Here is a 22,443-nt window from a genome sequence, read left to right as displayed (position 1 = left end):
GATCAAGGGGAAGTTAAGGCCAGGGCCCGCCGACCTGGACCGGGACTGGCCAGGAACGCCCCTAGGGCGTGTTCCAGACGAAGCGGGAGGACGCCGCATACTTCCAGACGAAGTCGACGGCGATGCCGGCCAGCAGGGCCAGCAGCGGTTGGGGGGTGACCTGCCGGTAGAACGCCGAGGACACCCCGACGTTGGCCGCCATCCCCAGGGAGGTGACCAGCAGGAAGCGGATCAGTCCGAACACGAGGGCGATGCCGCTGAGCTGCTGGGAGCGGAAGGTCAGCACATTGTTGATCAGGTAGTTGGAGCAGCCGGCGCTGACCACGGCCACCACCTGGGCCTGCTCGAAACTGAGGCCGAGCAGGTCCTGGGAGAAGGCGAACACCAGAAGGTGAATGCCGATGCCCGTGCCGCCCACCAGGGCAAAGCTGACGGCCCGCCGCGGCACCATGCGCAGCAGCAGGGTGTGCAGGATCGAGACACCCAGATCCCAGATCACCGCGAGGTTGAGCTTCGATTCGCCGGCACTGCGGGGCTGGAAACTCAGGGGCACCTCGCCCACCGCCAGATGGCCGTGGCTGAGGGCCAGCAGTTCGTAGAGAAACTTGAAGCCGTTGACATCCACCTGCCGCACATAGGGGAGACAACGCTCGGGTCGCAGGGCGAAGAAACCGCTCATGTAGTCGGTCAGATGGCGGTAGCGGGGCAGGCTGAACCGGGCCACGGTGTTCGCCCAGGTGGAGTTCCGCTCCCGCCGCTCACTCAGGCCCAGGATCCTGGCCTGGGGATGGAAGCGGCTGCCGACCATGAGATCGCCGCCACTCTCGATCAGGGCCGAGACGGCATGGGCCACCGAGGCGGGTTCATGCTGGCCATCGCTGTCCATGACCACCACCACATCGCCGGTGGCATCCAGGATTCCCTCCTTGATGGCGCTGGAAAGCCCAAAGCGCCCAACGCGGCGGATCAGTCTGACGCAACCGTGGCGGTGGGCCAGCATCCGCACTTTTTCCGATGTTCCATCACTGGAATCATCATCCACGAACAACAACTCGAGGTCGAAGCTGTCTCGCAAGGGGAGCAGTTCCTCCACGATGGGCTCCACATTGGAGCACTCGTTGAAGGTGGGCAGCACAACCGTCAGACGCAGGGACTCAGAGTGTTCCCTCATCGGAGTTCAAGCGAGCTGCCAAAGATGATGACCATGCACTCGCCAAGCTGTTTTTGATTCTCCAGAGGCAGATGGAGGCTACTTGATGTATTCCTTCAGGACGCCATTTCGGTTGGGATGGCGGAGTTTGCGCAGGGCCTTGGCTTCGATCTGACGGATGCGCTCGCGGGTGACATCGAAGATCTGGCCAATCTCTTCGAGGGTCTTCATGCGGCCGTCATCGAGGCCGTAGCGAAGGCGGAGCACGTCCCGCTCGCGGGGACTGAGGGTGGCCAGGACGCCCTCGAGATCCTCACGCAGCAGATTCTTGGCGACGTCCTGCTCCGGATTCTCAATATCGGCCTCGATGAAGTCGCCGAGCCTGGAATCCTCCTCCTTACCGATGGGAGTTTCTAGAGAGATCGGCAGCTGGGCGGATTTGGCGATGAAGCGCAGCTTCTCGATCGTCATCTCCATGCTCTCGGCGATCTCCTCCTCAGTGGGCTTACGCCCGAACTCCTGGGAGAGGGTCTTGGTGGTCTTCTTGATCCGAGAGATCGTCTCGTAGAGGTGAACGGGAAGGCGGATGGTGCGGCTCTGATCAGCGATCGCACGGGTGATGGCCTGACGGATCCACCAGGTGGCATAGGTGGAAAACTTGTATCCCTTCTCGTGGTCGAACTTCTCGGCAGCGCGGATCAGGCCGAGGCTGCCTTCCTGGATCAGATCCTGGAAGGACAGACCCCGGTTCATGTACTTTTTGGCGATCGAGACGACCAGTCGCAGGTTCGACTGGACCATCTTCTCCTTGGCCCGCCGACCCAGCATCAGTCGACGGCGGAACTTGATCAGCGGCATATCGAAGATCGCCGCCCATTCCTTGGTGTCAGGAAAGTGGCCCTTGTCGGCTTCGAACTCGGCGGCCTTCTCCTCAAGTTCGAGCAGATCGGCGATCTTGCGGGCCAGCTCGATCTCCTCATCGGGCCGCAGCAGGCGGATGCGGCCGATCTCCTGGAGATAGACGCGAATCGAATCCTCCGTATACACGCCCTTCGGGCCCACCTTGATACTGGCCAGGGCCTTGGCGCCCTTGGCGTCCTTGCGGAGGTCGCCGCCGGTCTCGGGCAGATCCCCATCCCCGTCGCCGCCATCGTCGAGGACGACCGCCGGGGGCTTCTCGGCCGAGGATTTGGCGGCTGCGGGTTTGGCGGTGGCCCGGGAGCCCGCCTTGGCCGCAGGCTTGGCAGCCCCGTCCTTGGGGGCGGCCGTTCGGGCACGGGCCGCGGTCTTCCTGGCCGTCGCCGCCGAGGGGTCGATGGGCAGCAGGTCGCCGTTGGCGGAGACGGTGGCCAGGATCTCAGGAACGGCGGCTTTGGCCTTGGCGGCGACTGGGCTCATGGAAACGACGCGAAAGGGGAGTGGGTGACGGGGGAATGAAGCGGGCGAGGGAAACGCGGGCGGGACAAGGGGCCCGGGAACGGTCAGGAGCGTGATCCCATCAGCCGGTTGCGGTGCTCCGGATCGATGACTCCGGCCCCCATCCTCCACGGTCCCGGTGCGGAGCCGGACGGGAGGGCAAGGAGAGCAACAGGACGTCGCGGGATGGGAGGACTCCCCTCACGTAGCCCTTGCCGATGGATGGTGGATGGATCGCTCCAGGAGCGTGAATGGGATGGTGGAAGTCGGCCAGAGCCGGTGCAGGGCTGTCACGGGTGGTCTCAGACCGGAGGAATGAACAGGGACTGAATCCCTGGATCCTCAGCGGGTCTTCCCTGTGGACGGAACTCTGCGCGGTTCCGACGGCAGCCTTTTGGGCCACCCAACCCCGTCATCCTAGGAATGGCATGAGATCTTTGCAAGATTGCCAGCCAGCTCCTCACCCTCCCCACCCGGGCACGCCCCTCCAGGCTGGCTGGAGGTCTGGCTGGAGGCCGGCCGGGAGGGGCGGACCTTCACCTATGCCAACCCCTCAGGCCTGGCCATCGGGGTGGGGGATCTGGTGCGGGTCCGTCTGCAGGGGCGGCCCCACACGGGTCTGGTGGTGGCGACAGCCGCGGCCTGTCCGGCCGCCATGGAGGGACGCTCGATCCTGCCGTTGGACGCGGTGCTGGAGAGCGCTGCGATCGATCCGCTCTGGCAGGCCCTGCTGGAGGTCGTGGCCCGGCAGTGCCACACCGGCCTGTTCCGCACCCTCAAGAGCGCCCTGCCGCCGGGCTGGCTGGGGCAGGCCCGCCGCCCCCCCGGCCAGGGGCGGGTCCTCTGGACGGTGCGGCCCAACCTGGCCCCGGCCGGTGAGGCCGTCACCCCCCGCCAGCAGGAGCTGCTGGACCACCTGGCCAGCCACGGGGGGGGGCGGCTGCTGCGCGATCTTGTGCAGGAGGCCGGCTTCGGCCGCTCCCTGATCGGCACGATGGAGCGCCGGGGCCTGATCCTGAGGGAGGCCGTCCGCGGCCCGTCGAAGTCCGGCGGCGCCCCGGGCCTGGCCGGCGGCGGGGCGGGCGCTGGCTCGCCCCGCCTGGAGAGCGCCCAGCCCCCCAGTCCGGCCCAGGCCGCGGCGATGGCGGCCATCGCCGACGCACCTCCGGGCCAGAGCCTGCTGCTCTGGGGGGTGACCGGCTCCGGCAAGACCGAGGTCTACCTGCAGGCCGCGGCCCGGGCGCTGGCGGCGGGGCGCAGCGTGCTGATCTTGGCGCCGGAGATCGGCCTCATCCCCCAGCTGCTGGACCGCTGCCGTCGCCGCTTCGGTCCCGCGGTGATCGAGTACCACAGCGGCATGGGCGACGGGGAGCGGGTCGTCGCCTGGCGGCGTTGCCTCGAGGCCGCCCGGCGGCGCGAGCCCTGCCTGGCCGTGGGCACCCGATCCGCCATCTTCCTGCCGCTGGGCCAGCTGGGCCTGATCGTGCTCGACGAGGAACACGATGCCTCCTACAAGCAGGAGAGCCCGATGCCCTGCTACCACGCCCGGGAGGTGGCCCGGCTGCGGGCCCGCCAGACGGGGGCCCGGCTGGTGCTCGGCAGTGCCACCCCCTCCCTCGAGACCTGGTGGCGCTGCCAGCCGCGCCCCCATGGCCAGCCCGCCGACACCCGCCTGCTGGCGCTGCCGGAGCGGATCGGCCGCCGGCCCCTGCCACCGGTGCGGCTGGTGGACATGCGCCAGGAGCTGGTGGACGGCCACCGGCGCCTGATCAGCCGCCCCCTGATGGCCCGGCTGGAGACCCTGAAAGAGCGCGGCGAACAGGCCGTCGTGCTGGTGCCCCGGCGTGGCTACCGCTCGTTCCTGAGCTGCCGCAGCTGCGGCGAGGTGGTGCTCTGCCCCCATTGCGACGTGGCCCTCACCGTCCACCGCGGCCCCCGCGCCGGCGGCCGTGAGGGGCGGGAGTGGCTGCGCTGCCACTGGTGCGACCACCGCCAGGAGATGGGGGATCGCTGCGGCCACTGCGGTTCCACCGCCTTCAAGCCCTTCGGCGCCGGCACCCAGCGGGTGATGGAGCAGCTGGCGACGGAACTGGAGGGACTGCGCCTGATCCGCTTCGACCGGGACACCACCCGGGGCCGGGATGGCCACCGCCGCCTGCTGGAGCGCTTCGCGGCCGGCGAGGCGGACGTGCTGGTGGGGACCCAGATGCTCGCCAAGGGCATGGACCTGCCCCGGGTGACGCTGGCGGCGGTGCTGGCGGCCGACGGCCTGCTGCACCGGCCCGACCTGCGCGCCGCGGAGCAGTGCCTGCAGCTGCTGCTGCAGCTCGCCGGCCGCGCCGGCAGGGGCGAACGTCCCGGCGAGGTCCTCGTGCAGACCTACAGCCCAGACCACCCCGTGATCCGTCACCTGGTGGATGGCCGCTACGCCGCTTTCCTGGCCGAGGAACTGGAGCTGCGGCGCCAGGGGGGCATGGTGCCCTTCGGCCGGGCCTGCCTGCTGCGGCTGGCCGGTCCCACCGCCAGCGGCACGGCCACGGCCGCCGCCGCCCTGGCCGAACGGATCCGTCCCGCCGTGGAGGCGGCCGGCTGGGTCGTGATCGGGCCGGCCCCCGCTCCGGTGGCCCGGGCGGCGGGTCGGAGCCGCTGGCAACTGCTGCTGCACGGCAGCCCGATGGCCGCAGATGGTGCGGCGGATGGAGCGCCGCAAGGGGACACGACGCTGCCCCTTCCCCCCGAAGCCGATCTGCGCCGCGCCCTGCCCCCAGGGGTGAGCCTGACCATCGATCCCGACCCCCTGGAACTCTGAGATCGCCGCCGGCGGCCACGGCCGGGGGACGGGCCGTAGGGTTCAGGCCGGCAGTTCCGGCAGGCCGAAGCCCAGCCGCCGCCGGATCGCCTGCAGACCCAGCACCAGCGGCAGGGCCAGGCCCACCGCCGTCGCCCCCAGCCCAAGACCGCTCCAGCGCCAGCAGCGCAGTTCCAGGACATTGACCTGGCCGCTCTGGAGGGGCCAGAGCAGACGGCGGCGGTCGCCGGCGTCCCCGGGAGGGGCCGCGGCGATCGCGGCGGGGCTCGCCCGCAGCACTGCCGCCGGCCGCACCGGGTCAAGCACGACCGCCAGATCAAGTCCCGAGATCGCTTCGAGGGCCTGAAGATCGAGCTCGAGCAGCAGGTGCTGGCGGACGCCCAGCAGCCAGTTGCGTTCCTCCCAGACCACCACCGGCGCCGCGAGGGGGACGCCGCTCAGCCGGCCCGCCACTTCCAGACTTCCCGCCAGCGCTCCGAGGGCCTCCAGGCCGGGCAGCACGGGGGTCGAGACCAGCCAGTCGCCGCCCCCGCCGGAGGGGCGGAACGGCCCGGGGGCGGAGATCCCGGCGGCGTGCCCCTCCAGTGCCGCGAGGAAGCGCCGCTGCCAGGGGCTCTCGGTGCCGGTGTCGCTGCGCAGCTGGTGGCTGACCTGGAGCCGCCCGGGTCCCTCGAAGCGCAGCTCGGTGCGCACCTCCATGCAGCCCCCCAGAAGGGCGGCCAGCAGCAGAAGCACCACCGCCACCACCACCGCGAAGCCCACCGGGGCGCGGGTGGGCCCCACCGGCGGGGGCGGCGGCGGCTCCGGGCGGCGGCGGGAGCGGCGGCTGACGCCGCCGCCGACCCCTTCGAGGGGGGTGGTGCCGGCAAGATCCGGCAGGGTCAGCGACCAGTTGCTGGGACGGCGCAGCTCCGGGGCCTCCAGCACCAGCAGCAGGGCCTTGGCCTGGGCCCGCAGGGTCGCATCGCGGCAGCGCACCAGGCCGCGGCAGCAGGCCGCCGCCTGGTCGGTGCGCCCCTGGCCCATCAGGGCGGTGGCCATCAGCAGCCGCAGCTCGGCGCCGGCGGCCGTGAGGGGGGAGCGTTCCTCCTGGAGGGGCTCGAGCAGCCGCAGCACCTGGCCGTACTCACCGCGATCCAGCGCCCGGCGGGCCTCGGCGAGGGGATCCTCCTCAACCATGCACCAGGCCGGGGCTGCCCACCACCATGGTGCCGATGCCGGCGTTGGTGAACACCTCCAGCAGCAGGGAATGGGCCACCCGGCCATCGACGATGTGGGCCGCCTTCACCCCCTGGGCCAGGGCCCGGATGCAGCACTCGGTCTTGGGGGTCATCCCCCCCTCCACCACCCCGTCGGCGATCAGCCCGCGGGCCTCCGAGAGGCTGAGCTGGCGGATCAGGCTGGCGGGGGCGTGGCGGTCGCGCAGGATGCCGGGGGTGTCGGTCAGCAGGATCAGCTTCTCCGCCTGCAGGGCCGCGGCCAACTCGCCGGCCACCGTGTCGGCATTGATGTTGTGGGCCAGGCCATCGACGTTGGGGGCGACGCTGGAGATCACAGGGATGTAGCCGGCGGCGAGCAGGGGGGTGAGCACCGAGGGATCCACCCGGGCCACGTCGCCCACCATGCCGAGGGTGCCGTCGCCCATGGTGCGGGCCAGCACCAGGCCGCCATCGCTGCCGGAGAGGCCCACGGCCCGGCCGCCCACCCGGTTGAGGCCGTTGACGATCTGCTTGTTGACCCGCCCCACCAGCACCATCTCCACCACGTCCATGGTGTCGGGGCTGGTGACCCGCAGGCCGTCCTGGAAGCGGGGCTCGATCGCGAGTTTGCCCAGCCACTGGTTGATCTCCGGGCCGCCGCCGTGCACCACCACCGGCTGGACGCCGACGCAGGCGAGCAGGGCGAGGTCCCGGAAGACCGCCTCACGCAGGTCCTCGCGGACCATGGCGGCTCCGCCGTACTTGATCACGATGCGGCGGCCGGCGAAGCGCTGGATGTAGGGCAAGGCTTCGCTGAGCACAGACACCCGCAGGGTGTCTTCCGGGCTGATGTGCCGATCGGGACTCAAGGGACGGGGGCGGCGAGGGACGGGTCGGAGGTGGCGGGAGCCGGCAGCAGGCTCAGATGCAGGCGTCCGGGGCCGGCCTGCTGAAGGTCAGCCGTCAGGCCGGGACCGAAGAAACGGCCCAGGCGCTCCCGCCGATCCTGCCAGCGCTCGTAGGCCACCCCATGGCACTCGATGGTGAGCCGCAGGCCGTAGCCGCCGCCGGCCTCCAGCTCCTCGACGGCCACCAGCTGGGGTGGGGCGTCCTCGTCCCAGAGCTTGAGGGCTTCCAGGGAACTCTCCAGGTGGGCCTTCTGGCCGTAGCGCCAGCGGGTGACGTCGGCCAGCAGCTTGCGCAGGGGTTCGTTGCCGGGCTGCTGGCGCAGGTCGCGCAGCCGGGCTGCGGGCGTGAGCCGCTCGGCGGGCGGCAGCTCGGAGGACTTCAGGGCCAGGCCCCCCAGCAGGATCGGCACGCCGTAGAAGACACCGGCCAAGCTGATGTTGGGGCTGTCGGTGGCGTAGGCGATCGATCCGATCACGGTGAGAACCGCACCGGCCACGGTCACCAGGCTACCGGGGGAAAGAAACGCTTGCATCGCCCCATTCTCCGTCAGCGGGGGGCAGGATGGCGATCCAAGGCTCCGCCCCGACGCCCCATGGCCAGCCCCCAAGCCAGCTCGCAAGACGGCTTCACCGCCAGCCCCGTGGGGGCATCCGCCGACGTCGACACCCCCTGGAGCCTGCCTGAGCCCCCCTCCACCGCCGAGCTGCTCACCCAGCTGGGGGAGGACCGGCTCTGGCTGCTGCGCCAGCTGGACAGCGGCCGCTGGAGCGAATGGCGGCTGGATCTGGCGGCCCTGGAGCGGGAACTGGGTCAGCTGATCGACCAGGCCGGCGAACGGCTCTGATCAGAAGGGGATCTCGTCATCGTCCCCCAGGGGGACCAGCGGAGAGGTGTCCCAGACGGGGGCGGCGGGCTCAGCGGGGGCTGCAGCGGCCGAGCGGGAGGGGGCCGGAGCGGGAGCCCGCCGTGGGGCGGGGGTGGCGGCGCCACCGGCCCCGGCGGGGCGCGGGGTCGGCAGGGGGGCCACACCGCGTGCCGGCGCAGGCGCCGGTACCGTGGCGCCGCCCGTGCCGGGGCTGAGCGGATGCAGACGTGCCAGGGTGAACTCGGCCCGCTTCTCCTTGACCCCGTCCTGGCGGGTAACGGTGTTCATGCGCAGCCGGCCCTCGAGCACGCAGCGCTGGCCCACCTGCACCCTGTTCTGCAGATCCTGGGCCAGGTTGCCCCAGCCCACCACCTTGAGCTGGCCCGGGGGATCATCGGGCCGCAGACCCTCGATCTGGACGGCCATTTCGGCCACCGGCGTCTGGTTGTCCTGGGTGTAACGCACCTGGGGCGCCTCCAGGACCTCCACCTCCAGCAAGCAGTGATTCACGCCCGGACCAACGGATGGAAGGACCCATCCTGATGCATCCGCCCCACGGGATCCAGGTCGATGCGCCCGGTCGTGCCGGCGGCTGTGGTGGCGGCCGGATCTGGCTGGTGGCCGGCACGGGGGAGGGGCCGCCCCTGGCCCGGGAGCTCCTGGCCAGGGGATGGGGCCTGAAGGTCTCGCTGGTGAGCCGGGCCGCCGCCCTGGCCTATGGCGCCCATCCCCGCCTGGAGCTGGCCGTGGGGGCGATCGGGGGGAGCGACGGGCCTGCGGCCGGGGTCGCCGCCGAACTGGCCGACGCCGGGCAGCGGGGCGCCCCCTACGCCTGGGTGATCGATGCGACCCACCCCTTCGCCACGCGGATCAGCGCCGCCCTGGCCGACGGCTGCGCGGCCCGCTCCCAGCCCCTGCTGCGGCTGCTGCGGCCCGACCTGAACGCCCCCGGCGCCCAGCCCCTGGACGATCTGGCCGGCCTCGGGCGCCTGTGCCGGCCGGGGGAACGGCTGCTGCTGGCCATCGGCGCCCGCCGCCTGGCCGAGGCCGTGGCGGCCTCGCCGGGGGTGCTGCATCACGCCCGCCTGCTGCCCCAGGGCGACGCCCTGGCGACGGCCCTGGCCGCCGGACTGCCGCCGCAGCGGCTGGCCCCCCTGCGGCCCGGGGGTGACGGCCGCATCGAGCGCGCCCTCTGCCGCCAGTGGCAGATCGACACCGTGCTCTGCCGCCGCTCCGGGGGCGCCAACGAAGAGCGCTGGCACCGGATCTGCGCCGCCCTGGGTGTGCGCCTGCTGCTCCTGGAGCGGCCCGGGGAGCCCGGCCGGGTGGAGGCCCTGCCACTGGAGCAGTTGCTGCAGCGGCTGGACGAAAGTGGGCGGGACGGCTGAAGTCAGCCCCTGCGCCCGCCCTCGCCCCCGCCCATGCCCCCTCCCACTCCCCTCAGCCTGGTGCTCACCACCGAAGCCGACCGGGAGCGGGCCGAGTCCCTGGCCCGGGAGCTGCTGGAGCGGGGCTTGGTGGCCTGCGCCAGCCTGCACCCGGTGGTGTCGCACTACCGCTGGCAGGGCCGGCTGGAGCGGAGCGAGGAGGTGCAGCTGCTGCTCAAGACGACCCCCGCTCAGCTGGAGGAGCTGTGCCGCGCCCTGGGGGAGCTGCACAGCTACGACACTCCCGAATGGATCCATTGGACGGCCGCCAGCGATGGCCCCTACGGCCGCTGGCTGCTGGAGCAGCTGCCGCTCAGCCCAGGTGGCGGGCCACCAGCTCCTGCAGGGACGCCTGGGGACGGGGACCCAGCTGGGTGACCACCTGGCCGGCACAGAGCGAACCGAGCCGTCCGCAGCGCTCCAGGCTCTCGCCCCGGGTGTGGCCGTAGAGGAACCCGGCGGCGTAGAGGTCACCGGCGCCGGTGGTGTCCACCAGGGGGCCGAGGTGGAAGGGCGCGATCGCCAGGGTCGTGTCGCCGCTGAGCAGCAGCGAGCCCTGCTCACTGCGGGTGAGGGCCGCCACCTTGCAGCGGCCGCGGACCTGGTCGGCCGCCGCCTCGAAGCTGTCGGCGCCGTAGAGGGCGGTGATCTCCATCTCGTTGGCGAACAGCACGTCGACATGGCCGTCGACCAGCTCCAGGAAACTCTCCCGGTGGCGCTCGACGCAGAAGGCATCCGAGAGGGAGAGGGCCACCTCGCCACCGCTGGCGCGCATCACCTCGGCGGCGGCGATGAAGGCGCGCTTGGCCTCCTCGCTGTCCCAGAGGTAGCCCTCCAGATACAGCACCTTCGCCTGGCGCACCATCTCCAGATCAAGGTCGGCGGGATCCAGCCCCACCGAGGCCCCCAAATAGGTGCACATGGTGCGCTGGGCATCGGGGGTGACCAGGATCAGGCAGCGGGCGGTGGAGGGACCGCTGGCGGCGGGGGGGGTCTCGAAGCTGGCCCCCACGGCCCGGATGTCGTGGGCGAAGATCGCCCCGAGCTGGTCGTCCCGGACCCGGCCGATGAAGCCCGCCTGGCCGCCCATCTGGGCGATGCCCGCCAGAGTGTTGGCGGCCGAACCGCCGGAAGTCTCGAGGCCGGCGCCGACGCTGGCATAGAGCCGTTCGGCCTGCGCCTCATCCACCAGGGCCATGGTGCCCTTGGTGAGGCCGTGGGTCTCGAGGAAGGCGTCGTCGGCCTGGACGAGCACATCGACGATGGCGTTGCCGATGCCGACCACGTCGAAGCGCTTGGCGGTGCTGGTCAAGGGGATCCGGGAGGGGGGTGAGGAGAGAGCTGAAGATCGGAGAGGCCGTAGGGCTCCGGCTCAGACGCTGAGCAGGGCCCGCTTGGGACCGTGGATCGGATCCTCGACGACGATCGTCTGGTCACGCTGGGCGCCCAGGGAGACGATGGCGATCGGCACCTCCATCAGCTCGGCCAGGAAGCGCAGGTAGGCCATGGCGGTGGGGGGCAGCTCCTCCAGGCTGCGGCAGTCGGCGGTGGAGCACTGCCAGCCCGGCAGGCTGCGGAAGACGGGCCGGCAGCGGGCGAATTCGTCGGAGCTGCTGGGGAAGTAGTCGATGCGGCGGCCGTCGAGCTCGTAGGCCACGCAGACCTGGATCTCGTCCAGCTCATCGAGGACATCCAGCTTGGTGATCGCCAGGCAGTCGAGGCCGTTCACCTGCACCGCATAGCGGCCGATCACCCCGTCGAACCAGCCGCAGCGGCGGCGCCGGCCGGTGGTGGTGCCGAACTCGCCGCCCCGGTCGCAGAGGTGGTCGTTGAGGCTGCCCTCCAACTCGGTGGGGAAGGGGCCTTCGCCCACCCGGGTGGTGTAGGCCTTGGCCACGCCGATCACCCGGTCGATCAGGGTGGGGCCGACGCCGGCACCGATGCAGGCACCGCCCGACACCGGGTTGGAGGAGGTGACGTAGGGGTAGGTGCCGTGGTCGAGGTCGAGCAGGGTGCCCTGGGCCCCCTCGAACAGGATGTTCTTGCGGGCTCGGGCCGCCTCGTGGATGGTGCGGGTGCAGTCCACCACGTGGGGGGCCAGGCGGCGACCGTAGGCGGCGTACTCCTCGATCACCGCCTCCGGATCCAGGGCCGGAATCCCGTAGACCTTCTCGAGCAGGTCGTTCTTCTCGGCCAGGGGCCCCAGCAGGCGATCGCGCAGGCAGTCGGCGTCGAGCAGGTCGATCACCCGGATACCGTTGCGCTCGGATTTGTCGGCATAGGTGGGCCCGATGCCGCGGCCGGTGGTGCCGATGCGGCGGTCGCCGCGGCGCTGCTCCATCGCCAGGTCGAGCAGGCGGTGGTAGGGCATCGTCACGTGGGCCGTGGAGGCCAGCTTCAGCCCGGAGACGTCGATCTCCAGCTCCAGCAGGGTGTCGATCTCACCCAGCATGACCTTGGGGTCCACCACCGTGCCCGACCCGATCAGGCAGATGGTGTCCGGGTAGAGGATCCCGGACGGGATCAGATGCAGCTTGAGGACCCGGTCCTCGACGACGATGGTGTGCCCGGCGTTGACCCCGCCCTGGTAGCGGACCACGACATCGGCGGAGCGACTCAGCAGATCGGTGATCTTGCCTTTCCCTTCGTCACCCCATTGCGCACCGATGACGACAACATTGGCCAAGGAAACAGCGGCCCGGAGCCGCTTCTAAGCACAAGGGGAGAGCTTCTCAGATCGAGGCCCCCTACGTCAAAGAATCAGGCGCCACGCACCGCCGACGCTTCAGCTTTCTTGAGCTCCTTCTCCAGGCGGCTGCGCAGGGGATCGGGCAGGGGGCGGTTGGCGTAGCCGGCGTAGTGGGCCGCCAGGGCGTTGACGGCGGTCTGCATGGTGGTGAAGGAGGCCAGGCCGTGGATGTCCTGGCGGGGGCGGTACAGGGCGGTGTAGCCGTTGATCAGCTGGCGGGCCTGCACCTCCGCCTCCTGGCGGGCGGGGTCGTCCTGGGGCAGGGCGATGGTGGTCAGCAGGGTCTGGGCCACGCTGACGGTGTCATCGACGTAGTTGCCGCTGAGGCCGCCGGGGGCCTGGCTGCAGCCGCTCAGTCCGAGGCAGAGACACAGGCCGAGGGCCAGCAGGGGACGGAGCAGGCTGCGGCGCAGGAAGGCGACCAAGGGAGGAACGGCGTCTGGCGAAATCCTACGGGGATGCACCCTGGAGCCCGACCCGCTCCACGAGCTGCTCCAGAGCGGCGTCCGCCGACAGGTCCCGCTTGCCAGTGCCACCGCTGCGGTCCACCAGTTCCACCGTCCGCTCCCCGGCGCCACGGCCCACCACCAGCCGCCAGGGGATGCCGATCAGATCGGCGTCCTTGAACTTCACACCGGCCCGCTCGGGCCGATCGTCCAGCAACACATCGATCCCGGCCGCGAGCAGGCGGCCGTAGAGCTCCTCGGCCAGGGCCACCTGCACCGGATCCTGGCTGCTGGCGATGACGATGATCACTGCGTAGGGAGCGATCGCCACGGGCCAGCGGATGCCGTCGGCATCGTGGTTCTGCTCCACGGCGGCCTGGGCCAGACGCGAGACACCGATGCCATAGCAGCCCATCCACAGGGCTTCGTCCTCGCCGGCCTCATTGGTGAAGCGGGCCTCCAGGGCCTCGGAATACTTCCGGCCCAGCTGGAAGATGTGGCCGACCTCGATGCCCCGGGCCGCCTCCAGCCGCTGGGAGGGGTCGTGGAGGCAGCGCTCCCCCGGCTGGGCCGCGCGCAGATCCACCACTTCGGGGAGCGGGCAAAGCTCGCCCCAGCGGGCCCCCACCAGGTGCGCGTCGACGCGGTTGGCGCCGCAGACGAAGGCCTCCAGCTCGGCGGCGGAGGGGTCGGCCAGACGCAGCAGGGGGGCGGCCGCCGCCGGGGGATCCGCCTGGCGCAGGAGGGGTTCCGGCAGATGGGGGCCCAGGAAGCCGAAGGGCACGGGCGACTCGAGATGACCGGCCAGCAACGGCACGACCTCCAGCAGGGAGCCGGCGTCAGGGCAGCGGGCCGTCACCGCGTTGGCCAGCTTGACCTCGTTGAGCAGCTGGTCGCCCCGCAGGCAAACCAGCACCCCACGGGGGGGTGCGGCGGCGAAGCGGGCCAGCAGCAGCAACACCTTCAGCGTCTGGGTGGGATCGAAGCCGTGGGCCGTGCAGAGGTCCTCGATGCTCGTCTGGTCCGGGGTGGCCAGGGTCCGGCAGGGGCCCGCCGGCAGGGGAACGGCGGGCACCGGCAGGGAGACCGCCCGCTCCTGGTTGGCGGCGTAGCGGCCGTCGGGACTGGCCAGGATCAGGTCTTCGCCGGCCTCGGCGGTGACCATGAACTCCTGGCTGGCGGAACCGCCGATGGCGCCGCTGTCGGCCTCAACCGCCACCGCCCGCAGGCCGCAGCGCTCGAAGATGCGCCGGTAGGCCCCGTCCATGGCGGCGTAGGTGCGCCGCAGACAGGCCTCGTCGGCATGGAAGGAATAGGCGTCCTTCATGATGAATTCCCGCCCCCGCATCAGGCCGAAACGGGGGCGGATCTCATCGCGGAACTTGGTCTGGATCTGGTAGAGGCAGACCGGCAGCTGGCGGTAGGAGCGCAGCAGGTCGGCCGCCAGTTCGGTGACCACCTCCTCATGGGTGGGGCCGAGGCCGAGGGAGCGCTCCTGGCGGTCGATCAGATGGAACATGATCCCCTCCCCGGCGGTGTAGCCGTCCCAACGGCCGCTGCGGCGCCAGAGATCGGCGGGCTGCAGCTGGGGCAGCAAGGTTTCGAGTGCGTCCACGGCGGCCATCTCCTGGCGGACGATGGCGGAGATCTTCTGGAGCACCCGCCAGAGCAGGGGCAGGTAGGCGAAGATCCCGGGCGCCAGGCGGCGCATGTAGCCCGCGCGGAGCAACAGCTTGTGGGAGGTGATCTCGGCTTCGGCCGGGTCGTCGCGAAGCGTCACCAGCATCAGGCGGGAGACGCGCATGGAGAAAGTCCTGTTCGGCGCTGGACGCTATCACCGCCGGCCCGGCGTGCCCGCGGCCTGCCGCCGGGAGCGAGTCGCCGCAACGAGCCTGCCCCTGATGGCGGCGGGCCACCGACGAAAAACTCTGCTATGGTCTGCCGTTAGTCCAGTGCGTCCAACGCCAGTCTCATGCTTGCTCACCCTGCACCGGTCGGCTCTCCCGCGGGCGGTTCCACCGCTTCGCCGGCCGCGCCGCTGGCCCTGCAGGGGGAATCCCGCACCGACACCGAAACCCTGATCGGCATCGATGAGGTTCAGCGCTCCCTGAACCGCTCCCGCGCCTCGGTGTACCGCTACACCAACACCGATCCCCGCAATCTCAACCCCCCCTTCAACCCCCGCAAGCTCAATCCCGAATACCGCAGCGACCAGAAGGAGCCCCTGGTCTTCCACCCCCACGAAGTGGCCCGCTTCGCCCGCGACGTGCTGCGCATCAAGGAGGTGACCGTCGAGGTGCTCAACTCGCCCTCCACCGCCACCCAGCAGTTGCTGGCGTCGATCCTGGAGGAGCTGCGGGCGATCCGCGCCCGCCTCGACGGGGCCGAGGTCCCTCCCGCCGACCTGCACCTGCACAGGCACTCCCAGTCCCGACCGGCGGCCTGAGTCAGGTCACCCTGGCGTTCTGCCGTCGCCGGAAGCTGATCGAGCCGATCGGTGGCACAATCATTCCAAACAACCTTTGTTCTCCGTCCAGTGCACCGGGTCTCTCCGCTGCACGAACGCATGGATCACGTCCGACCCGTCCGTCCCCAGTCCCGTTCCGGTTCCCATCGCGGAACCACCGCCGCCCTCGCCTCCCCGGGCACCGGAATGCCGGGTCCCATCCCAGCCGGCCTCGGCCCCGTCCCCGATGGCGGTGAAGCTGAATCCAACGGAGACCCGGACAGTCCGGGCCCCCGAACGCCCCTTCCCCGTCCCTCCGCCTCCGGAGGCCCCACCCGCAGCGGCAAAAGCCCCGGGAGAGGCCTTGAGGATTCGGCAGCCCTGTTCTTCGACCAGCCCGTCGGTGCCCTCGGCGGTGTTCTGCTGGGTCTGCTGACCCTGCTGGTGCCCCTGGCCGGAGTGGTCATGGACCGACCGCTGCTTCCCGGCCAGCAGGAATCGGGGGATCGTCGCCTCAGGCCCGTCGCTGTAGCAGAAAGCCCTGGAAGTCCAGGGCCTGAAAGAACGGCGCCGGATCGCTGAGACCGGCCGCCTCCGCCAGGGCCGTGAGACGGGCGATGCCGATGGGATGGAAGCCCTGGATCTGGGCGGTGAGATCCACCGCCTCGCCATCCACCCCGCTGGCCCGCTGGAAGCAGCGCCAGGCCTCCGCCACCTGACCCGAGAGGGGGGAGCGCTCCGGACGCATCAGGTCAACCAGGACCAGCTGCCCCTGGGGCCGGAGGCTGCGGGCCAGGGCGGAAAGGAAGGCCAGCTTGGTGCCGTCGTCGGGCAGGGACTGGAGCACCAGCACCGACAGGGCGCCATCGAAGCGGGCCTCGGCTCCCAGCTGCTCCACCGTGGCGTGGTGCCAGTCGATCCGGCCCCGGTTCTGCAGGCGCTGCCGTGCCACCGCCAGCATCTCCGCCGAGGGATCGATGGCCGTGAGCTGCCAGTCCGGCCGCTGGGCGTCAGCCTCCAGCAGCTCGGCCCCCGTGCCGCATCCAGCCACCAGCACGGCGGCGTCCTGGCGCGAGGCCAGGGGAGAGGAGGAGAGCAGCGCCACCGAGAGGCGGGCGAGGCTGGCGTAGCCGGGGATCAGCTGTTGCACCACCAGGTCGTAGGTGCCTTGCCGGGCCGGGGCGGGGTCGGAGGAGAGCAAGGTGTGCGGGCAACCCGGCCATCGTAGGCAGCCCCTCCCGAGCCTCCCGATCCTTTCTCAAGGCAACGAAACGGGGATCGAAAGGACGTGGTGTGACCTAAGTTGGGCGGCGCCCCTCACCCCTGATCGACCGTGCCCACCATCCGTTTCGAAAAGGAAGGCCAGCAGGTTGGTTGCATCGAAGGGGCCAATCTCCGCAAGGCGGCCCTCGACGCCGGCGTCAATCCCTACACGGGCCTCAACAACCTCAACAACTGCGGTGGCCTCGGCCAGTGCGGCACCTGTGTCGTTGAGGTGGTGGAGGGCGCCCGCAACCTCTCCCCCCGCAGCGACGTGGAGGAGGTCTACCTGGCGGATCGGCCCGCGAGCTACCGCCTCAGCTGCCGCACCACCGTCAACGGTGACGTGACCATCCGCACCAAGCCCGATGCCGGAGTGGGCAAGGGGTCCAACAGCCTGGTCGGGGCCCTCAAGGCGCTGGTCGGCCGCAAGTAGGCACCATGGCCGACGACCAGGCCGAGCTCGTCGTTTATCAGTACGCCGGCTGCGGCACCTGTCGCAAGGCGCTGGCCTGGCTGAGGGAACGCCAGATTCCCTTCAACCTCATCGACATCACCACCAGGCCGCCGTCCGTGGCCCTGCTGGCCGAGGCCCACCAACAGCTCGGGGGTTTCGGCAGGCTGTTCAACACCAGTGGCCAGAGCTACCGGGCCCTGGGTGCCGCCACCGTGAAGGCGATGGACAGGGAGTCGGCCCTGGCCGCCCTGGCGGCCGATGGGCGCCTGGTCAAGCGTCCCTTCCTGGTGACGCCGGCCGGGCGCATCCTCACCGGATTCCGTCCAGAGGAATGGGAGGGGCTGCTGGGCTAAGGGGCATCGGTCCGCTCCTGGGGCCCCTGGGAGCCCTTCACCATGATCTGATCGAGCTCTTCGATCAGCCCCTCGATGCCGGCCCTGCTGATCTGGCTGAGGTAGTTGCCCTTGAACTCCTCAAGGAAGGTGCACAGCAGCTGCTGGGAGCGTTCCAGGGCCGGACCGCTTTCCAGGGCCTCGGCGAGCTCCTCCCAGAAACGGTCGATGCAGCGCTGCAGCAGCTCCAGCTGCTGGTCGTCGCGGCGGCTGAGCCGCTCACCGGTGGTGCGGGTGAGGTCGAGCAGGCTCTCGACCATGCCCCCGGCGAGCTGGCGGCTGAGCCCCTTCTCCACCTGCAGCAGGGGCTGAAGCTGGCGCAGGCCCGGCGGCACGATGGCGTTCTGCAGGCTCTGCTGCAGGGCATGGCCGAGCACCCCCTGGAGCTCAGGGGCCAGGCGCGGGGCCACCCGCACCAGCAGCAGGGGGCCCCAGATCCGCACCAGTTCCACCAGCTCCCGCTCGTCGTTGCTGACCACCATCTGATGGCTGCGCAGCGCCCGGATCCGCATCGGCCAGCGGCGCGAGCGGATCAGCTGCTGAAGGCCGTCGATCAGCTGCAGGGCCAGCACCTCGAACAGCTCCACCGCCAGCAGGGCCACCACCGCCCGGCTGATCACCGCCCGCAGCGGTTCGATGCTGATCAGGCCGCTGGTGTGGAGCCGCTCCATCACCGGCACCACCCGCAGCCAGCGCCAGAACGGCAGCAGCAGGGGCAGGTCGATCCAGCGCCGCAGCAGGGCCCGGCCCCAGCTCAGGCCCGGCAGGCGGCGGCGCAGCCGGATGGCCCGCAGCAGGATGTCGAGGGCGAAGACGCTCTGGAACAGGAGCAGGTCGTACCGCCAGAAGTGGTCGGTGGGGCGACCGTTCTCGTCGATCGATCGCCAGTAGGTGGTAGCCACCAGGGGCAGCACCTGCTGGCGCCAGAACAGGCGCTCCTGCGACCAGGGATGGGCATCGATCCAGGCCGGGCTCAGCAGCACCGCCGCCGCCTGCTTGGCCGAGTCCCGGTCGGCCCGCTGGCGCAGTCGGTTCTTGATCTTCTCCAGGGTGCCGGAGGTGCCCGAGGCCTGCATCGGGTTGGAATCGATCATCTCGGCGGTGAGCCGCGCCTGTTCCGCCAGCAGCTGGCGCTGGATCGGAGTGACGGCTCCCGTCGGACCCTGGCCCAGGGCCGCATCCAGGCGGTCGAACTGGCGCAGGTAGGCCTGGGTCTCCCGGTGGGGCTCGATCCCCTTGATCGGATCCACCCAGGGGGTGATGTCGGGAATGAAGGTGAGCGGCACCGCCAGGGGCACCGACGGCAGCGGGTAGAGGTTGCGCTGCAGCCAGAAGGTGCGCAGGGGGATGTAGCTGATGTCGAAGGCGACCCAGAGCAGGTTGAGGGCGGCCCAGAGCGCCACGAAGCGATCCCAGCGCCGCTCCAGCCGACTCGAGGGCGCGGTCAGGGTCTGGTGCCAGCGTGGGCGTGCCATCGGGGACGCAGCGGGCGGGTGCGTGCCTAATCTGCCTGCCGACCATGGAACCTGCCGCACGAACCCCTTGAGCCCCTCGGATCCACCGGCCGACCACGGCGCCCACGACGAGCCGACGCCCCCCCCGGGGCCGCGCCGTCGCCACGAGGAGCAGGAGGAGAGCCCCTGGGCCTTCTGGCGCAGCGTCCTGATCACCCTGGCGGTGGCCCTGGGCATCCGCCAGTTCCTGCTGGAGGCCCGCTACATCCCCTCCGGCTCGATGCTTCCGGGGCTGCAGCTCCAGGACCGGCTGCTGGTGGAGAAGCTGTCCTTCCGCCAGCGCCCCCCGAGGCGCGGCGAGGTGGTGGTGTTCCGCTCCCCTTACCACTTCGATCCGATCCTCACCGGTCCGACCAAGCCGGGGGCGCTGCGCTGCCTGCTGGTCAACCTTCCCCTGATCGGTTCCCTGCCCGGGATCCAGCAGCCGGCCTGCGATGCCTACATCAAGCGGGTGATCGGCCTGCCCGGCGAGCGGGTGGTGGCCGACCCCCGCGGTCGGGTCAGCATCAACGGCCGCCCCCTCGACGAGCCCTACGTGAGGAACTACTGCCCGGTCGATCGCCAGGGGGTCGGCCCCTGCCGCACCATCGACGTCGTGGTGCCCCCCGGCCATCTGGTGGTGATGGGCGACAACCGGGCCAACAGCTGGGATGCCCGCTTCTGGCCGGGCGGGCCACTGCTGCCCGAAAGCGAACTGATCGGCCGGGCCTTCTGGCGCTTCTTCCCGTTCAGCTCGGCCGGTCCGCTGCCAGAGCCCAACGCGCCGGATCGCTGAGACCGCTGGCGAGGATCCGTCCCTGCAGCGCCCGCCCCCGGCAGGGCCGGTTGGCCGCCAGGGAGCCGGTGGGAGCGTCCTCCCAGCGCCAGGGGCGGCGGGGGTCGAACAGCAACCACTGGCCCGTGCCGGCCGCCAGGGCCGGCTCCGGCAGGTCGAGGAAGCGGGCCGGGCCCCAGCAGAGCGCCTGCCAGAGCTGCTCAGGCCGCCAGCCCCGGCGTCCCACCAGTTCCTCCCACAGCAGCGGCAGCACCAGGCCGTGACCCGCCACGCCAGGGCGGCGCTGGTCGAGGGGCAGCAGTTCCTCCTCCGCATCCAGGGCGATGTGGTGCACCGCGACGGCGGCGATCACCCCTTCGGCCAGGGCCTCGATCAGGGCGTGCCGGTCGTCCGGTCCCCCCAGGGACGGCTCCACCAGCCAGCCCTCATCGCCGGGATGGAGGCCGCCGCTGTCGGCGACCAGATGCCACCAGCCCACCGATGTCAGTGGCGGACGGCCATGGCGCCGCAACCGAGCCACCGCCTCGGCGGTGGAGACATTCATCAGCCGCAGGCCAGCGCCGGGCAGGTCGTCGGCCAGGGAGAGGAGGGTCTCCAGGGGGAGGGTCTCGCTGCCGGGGGGATCAAGGGGCCAGCCTGCCCGCAGGGCCTCCACCCGCTCCCGCACGAACCCCCGCCGGGCCAGGGAACCGTCCCGTGGCGGCAACAGCACCGGCCGGTCCCCCATCTCCCCGAGCCGCAGGCCGCGCTCCAGCAGATCAAGCGGCGGCAGGGCCGCCCCGGCCGCCAGGCCGCAGGCGCCGGCGGCCAGCTGGTCGCCGTGGGGGGCCAGGTCCCGGTCGAGGCCCTCGACGCTGAAGCTGCCCCAGCGGAGCAGCCGCATCGGCTCCGGCCAGCTCCACGCCAGCCGTTCGGGCCGGTCGCGCCAGCTGGAGGCCCAGGGCAGCAGGGCCACGGTGCCGTACCCGCCCGTGGCGGCGGCCTCCCCGAGGCTGGCCAGGGTTTCGGCCCGCCCCTGCAGGGGGTCCTCCAGCACGCTGTGGGGATCCACCAGGGCCGGTGCCAGCCAGCAGCCCTCAGCGTCGAACGTGGCGCCGCCCTCCCCGGAGACCACGCCCGGCTCCGGATCGATCGCCCGCAGCATCCCGTCCTCCAGCAGCACATCGGCCCGCCGCGGCGGCCGCCCCGGGGCCTCCAGCAGAGTCACCCCGCGGATCAGCAGCTGACGGACCATGGCAGGGGCCTCGGTGGGGTGGGCCGGCTAGAGGGCGCCGGCGGCCGTGCGGTCGATCACGCCCCCCAGATGGGCGGTGAGATTCAGGGCGCTGACCACCGGCGGCGCCGTCGCCCCCCGGGGATAGTCGATCACGGTCACGCCGCCGTTCCCCTGCTTGATGGCCCAGATGTCGGCGGGGGAGAGGCCGAGCAGGGCACAGAGGATGGTCTTGTTGACCGCATCATGGGCGACCACCAGGGCCGTTTCCTGCGGATCCAGTCCGGCGACGATCCGCTTCCAGGCCTCCAGCGACCGGTCCCAGACCTCACCGATGGTCTCCCCTTCCGGCATCTGCACGGTCTCGGGGGTGCGCTTCCAGGCGGCGAGGAGGTCGGGCCAGCCGGCGGCGATCTCGCTTTCCAGCCGACCCTCCCAGAGGCCGTGGCCGATCTCCCGCAGCCCCCGGGTGGTGGTGAGCGGCACGCCGGGATGGGAGCCCAGGATCACCTCGGCGGTGCGCAGGGGGCGGGCCATGTCGCTGCTGTAGGCCCGCTGCAGCGGGATCAGGGCCAGGAAGGCCCGCGCCGCCTCCGCCTGGGCCAGGCCATGGGCATTGAGGGGGATGTCGATCTGGCCCTGGAAACGCCCCTCCCGGTTCCAGTCGGTCTCGCCGTGGCGCACCAGCAGCAAACGACACCCCGGTCCGGACGGCGGCAGGGCGGTGCCCAGGTGGGCGGTGCCGTTGAGGGATTCCAGCTGCACCGCCGGGCGCCCGTCCTCGCCGCGGACCAGGTTGAGCACCGAAATCGAGGCGTTGTCGAGCCTGAGGCGAAGGAAGCCGCTTGCGGGCAGGCCGAGCAGGTGCAGCACCAGGCAGCGCAGGATGGCGTTGTGGGCCACCACCAGCACGGTGTCGTCATCGTCGTGGCGGGCCAGCAGGCCATCGGCGAAACGGCCCGCCTGATCCAGCAGCTCGGGCACCGGCAGAAAACGGCTGCCGTCGGCACGGCGCAGCTCCATGGTCTCGGGGGCCTCACGCCAGCGACGCTCCTGTTCCGGATCCACGGCCCGCACCTCGCTGCGCAGCAGTCCGCTCCAGGGCGCCAGGTCGATCTCCAGCAGATCGTCGTCGTAGACGGGGGCCAGCGGCGAGCCGTGGCAGGCCAGCAGGGCGGCCGTGGTGGCGCTGGCCCGCTGCAGCGGCGAGCTGTAGACGGCGGTGAACGCGAGCTCCGCCAGGGCCTCCCCGGTGCGACGGGCCTGGAGCTGCCCCTCCTCGGTGAGGTTGGAGAGGTCGTCACGGCCCTGGATGCGGTGCTCCAGGTTGAAGCTGCTCAGCCCATGGCGGACCAGCACGATGCGAAGGGGCAAGGTGCTTGTGGCGCAGGCGAGGCCATCGTATGGGACGGGCCG

Annotated in this window: 22 protein-coding genes; 8 read left to right on the top strand and 14 right to left on the bottom strand. The window is 71.2% G+C overall.

The window, feature by feature from the left end:
• Window positions 1-61 precede the first annotated feature (61 nt).
• Window positions 62-1,171 (bottom strand): glycosyltransferase family 2 protein, encoded by a 1,110-nt coding sequence (locus VB738_RS12405; RefSeq protein WP_323306021.1) that lies wholly within the window; start codon window positions 1,169-1,171, stop codon window positions 62-64.
• A 78-nt stretch (window positions 1,172-1,249) separates the two neighbouring features.
• Window positions 1,250-2,548: an RNA polymerase sigma factor RpoD gene (rpoD, locus tag VB738_RS12400; protein WP_323306020.1), complete on the bottom strand. Its 1,299-nt coding sequence runs from the start codon at window positions 2,546-2,548 to the stop codon at window positions 1,250-1,252.
• A gap of 463 nt (window positions 2,549-3,011) precedes the next feature.
• Here rpoD and priA point away from each other — a divergent pair, with 463 nt between their 5' ends.
• Window positions 3,012-5,375 (top strand): replication restart helicase PriA, encoded by a 2,364-nt coding sequence (priA, locus tag VB738_RS12395; protein ID WP_323306019.1) that lies wholly within the window; start codon window positions 3,012-3,014, stop codon window positions 5,373-5,375.
• A gap of 42 nt (window positions 5,376-5,417) precedes the next feature.
• Here the strand turns inward: priA and VB738_RS12390 are convergent, their stop codons facing one another.
• The 3 genes from VB738_RS12390 to VB738_RS12380 are packed head-to-tail and all read right to left on the bottom strand — an operon-like array spanning window position 5,418 to window position 8,015.
• Window positions 5,418-6,554 (bottom strand): DUF3153 domain-containing protein, encoded by a 1,137-nt coding sequence (locus VB738_RS12390; RefSeq protein ID WP_323306018.1) that lies wholly within the window; start codon window positions 6,552-6,554, stop codon window positions 5,418-5,420.
• Window positions 6,547-7,443, bottom strand: coding sequence for an acetylglutamate kinase (gene argB / locus VB738_RS12385; RefSeq protein WP_323306017.1), 897 nt, complete (start codon window positions 7,441-7,443; stop codon window positions 6,547-6,549). Before argB ends, VB738_RS12390 begins: the two co-directional genes overlap by 8 nt.
• On the bottom strand, window positions 7,440-8,015 hold the full coding sequence (locus VB738_RS12380) for a DUF2854 domain-containing protein (protein ID WP_323306016.1): 576 nt from the start codon (window positions 8,013-8,015) through the stop codon (window positions 7,440-7,442). The genes argB and VB738_RS12380 overlap by 4 nt, the downstream gene beginning before the upstream one ends.
• Window positions 8,016-8,075: 60 nt before the next feature.
• Here VB738_RS12380 and VB738_RS12375 point away from each other — a divergent pair, with 60 nt between their 5' ends.
• Window positions 8,076-8,327, top strand: coding sequence for a hypothetical protein (locus VB738_RS12375; RefSeq protein ID WP_323306015.1), 252 nt, complete (start codon window positions 8,076-8,078; stop codon window positions 8,325-8,327).
• On the opposite strand, the gene VB738_RS12370 is transcribed toward VB738_RS12375, so the two are convergent.
• A complete protein-coding gene (locus VB738_RS12370) occupies window positions 8,328-8,858 on the bottom strand; it encodes a single-stranded DNA-binding protein (protein WP_323306014.1) in 531 nt (176 codons plus the stop codon). It abuts the gene before it with no gap.
• A gap of 14 nt (window positions 8,859-8,872) precedes the next feature.
• Here VB738_RS12370 and VB738_RS12365 point away from each other — a divergent pair, with 14 nt between their 5' ends.
• Window positions 8,873-9,736: a precorrin-6A/cobalt-precorrin-6A reductase gene (locus tag VB738_RS12365; protein ID WP_323306013.1), complete on the top strand. Its 864-nt coding sequence runs from the start codon at window positions 8,873-8,875 to the stop codon at window positions 9,734-9,736.
• A 33-nt stretch (window positions 9,737-9,769) separates the two neighbouring features.
• The gene (gene cutA, locus VB738_RS12360) at window positions 9,770-10,153 is read left to right on the top strand and encodes a divalent-cation tolerance protein CutA (RefSeq protein ID WP_323306012.1); all 384 of its coding nucleotides are present in this window, start codon (window positions 9,770-9,772) and stop codon (window positions 10,151-10,153) included.
• Here cutA and VB738_RS12355 read toward each other — a convergent pair.
• From VB738_RS12355 to VB738_RS12340, 4 genes are all read right to left on the bottom strand, one after another.
• Window positions 10,089-11,087 (bottom strand): adenosine kinase, encoded by a 999-nt coding sequence (locus VB738_RS12355; RefSeq protein WP_323306011.1) that lies wholly within the window; start codon window positions 11,085-11,087, stop codon window positions 10,089-10,091. The two genes, cutA and VB738_RS12355, sit on opposite strands and share 65 nt — an antisense overlap.
• A 60-nt stretch (window positions 11,088-11,147) precedes the next feature.
• Window positions 11,148-12,461, bottom strand: a complete 1,314-nt coding sequence (locus tag VB738_RS12350) for an adenylosuccinate synthase (RefSeq protein WP_323306010.1) — start codon at window positions 12,459-12,461, stop codon at window positions 11,148-11,150.
• 74 nt (window positions 12,462-12,535) lie between these two features.
• Window positions 12,536-12,949 carry a photosystem II protein Psb27 gene (gene psb27 / locus VB738_RS12345; protein ID WP_323306009.1) on the bottom strand — a complete coding sequence of 138 codons (414 nt, stop codon included), beginning with the start codon at window positions 12,947-12,949 and terminating at the stop codon, window positions 12,536-12,538.
• A 25-nt stretch (window positions 12,950-12,974) separates the two neighbouring features.
• Complete coding sequence (locus VB738_RS12340) at window positions 12,975-14,774, bottom strand: proline--tRNA ligase (protein ID WP_323306008.1); 1,800 nt, start codon at window positions 14,772-14,774, stop codon at window positions 12,975-12,977.
• A gap of 168 nt (window positions 14,775-14,942) precedes the next feature.
• On the opposite strand from VB738_RS12340, the gene VB738_RS12335 reads away from it, so the two are divergent.
• A complete protein-coding gene (locus VB738_RS12335; protein WP_323306007.1) occupies window positions 14,943-15,416 on the top strand; it encodes a resolvase in 474 nt (157 codons plus the stop codon).
• Between the two features lie 514 nt (window positions 15,417-15,930).
• Here the strand turns inward: VB738_RS12335 and VB738_RS12330 are convergent.
• The gene (locus VB738_RS12330) at window positions 15,931-16,617 is read right to left on the bottom strand and encodes a class I SAM-dependent methyltransferase (protein ID WP_323306006.1); all 687 of its coding nucleotides are present in this window, start codon (window positions 16,615-16,617) and stop codon (window positions 15,931-15,933) included.
• 132 nt (window positions 16,618-16,749) lie between these two features.
• Here VB738_RS12330 and VB738_RS12325 point away from each other — a divergent pair, with 132 nt between their 5' ends.
• Window positions 16,750-17,112 (top strand): 2Fe-2S iron-sulfur cluster-binding protein, encoded by a 363-nt coding sequence (locus VB738_RS12325; protein WP_254948827.1) that lies wholly within the window; start codon window positions 16,750-16,752, stop codon window positions 17,110-17,112.
• A gap of 5 nt (window positions 17,113-17,117) precedes the next feature.
• Window positions 17,118-17,486, top strand: a complete 369-nt coding sequence (locus VB738_RS12320) for a Spx/MgsR family RNA polymerase-binding regulatory protein (RefSeq protein WP_323306005.1) — start codon at window positions 17,118-17,120, stop codon at window positions 17,484-17,486.
• Here VB738_RS12320 and VB738_RS12315 read toward each other — a convergent pair.
• Window positions 17,483-19,000: a hypothetical protein gene (locus VB738_RS12315; protein ID WP_323306004.1), complete on the bottom strand. Its 1,518-nt coding sequence runs from the start codon at window positions 18,998-19,000 to the stop codon at window positions 17,483-17,485. The genes VB738_RS12320 and VB738_RS12315 overlap by 4 nt on opposite strands.
• 67 nt (window positions 19,001-19,067) lie before the next feature.
• Here VB738_RS12315 and lepB point away from each other — a divergent pair, with 67 nt between their 5' ends.
• Window positions 19,068-19,814: a signal peptidase I gene (gene lepB, locus VB738_RS12310; RefSeq protein WP_323306003.1), complete on the top strand. Its 747-nt coding sequence runs from the start codon at window positions 19,068-19,070 to the stop codon at window positions 19,812-19,814.
• Here lepB and VB738_RS12305 read toward each other — a convergent pair.
• Window positions 19,768-21,048 carry a dihydroorotase gene (locus VB738_RS12305; RefSeq protein ID WP_323306002.1) on the bottom strand — a complete coding sequence of 427 codons (1,281 nt, stop codon included), beginning with the start codon at window positions 21,046-21,048 and terminating at the stop codon, window positions 19,768-19,770. The two genes, lepB and VB738_RS12305, sit on opposite strands and share 47 nt — an antisense overlap.
• Window positions 21,049-21,075: 27 nt before the next feature.
• Window positions 21,076-22,401, bottom strand: a complete 1,326-nt coding sequence (locus tag VB738_RS12300) for a histidine phosphatase family protein (protein WP_323306001.1) — start codon at window positions 22,399-22,401, stop codon at window positions 21,076-21,078.
• Window positions 22,402-22,443 lie beyond the last annotated feature (42 nt).

The organism is Cyanobium gracile UHCC 0139 (assembly GCF_034931325.1).
In the GTDB taxonomy this organism is placed as follows: domain Bacteria; phylum Cyanobacteriota; class Cyanobacteriia; order PCC-6307; family Cyanobiaceae; genus Cyanobium; species Cyanobium gracile_B.
The sequence above is the reverse complement of the archived record's forward strand: the minus strand, read 5'-3'. Positions and strand labels throughout refer to the sequence as shown.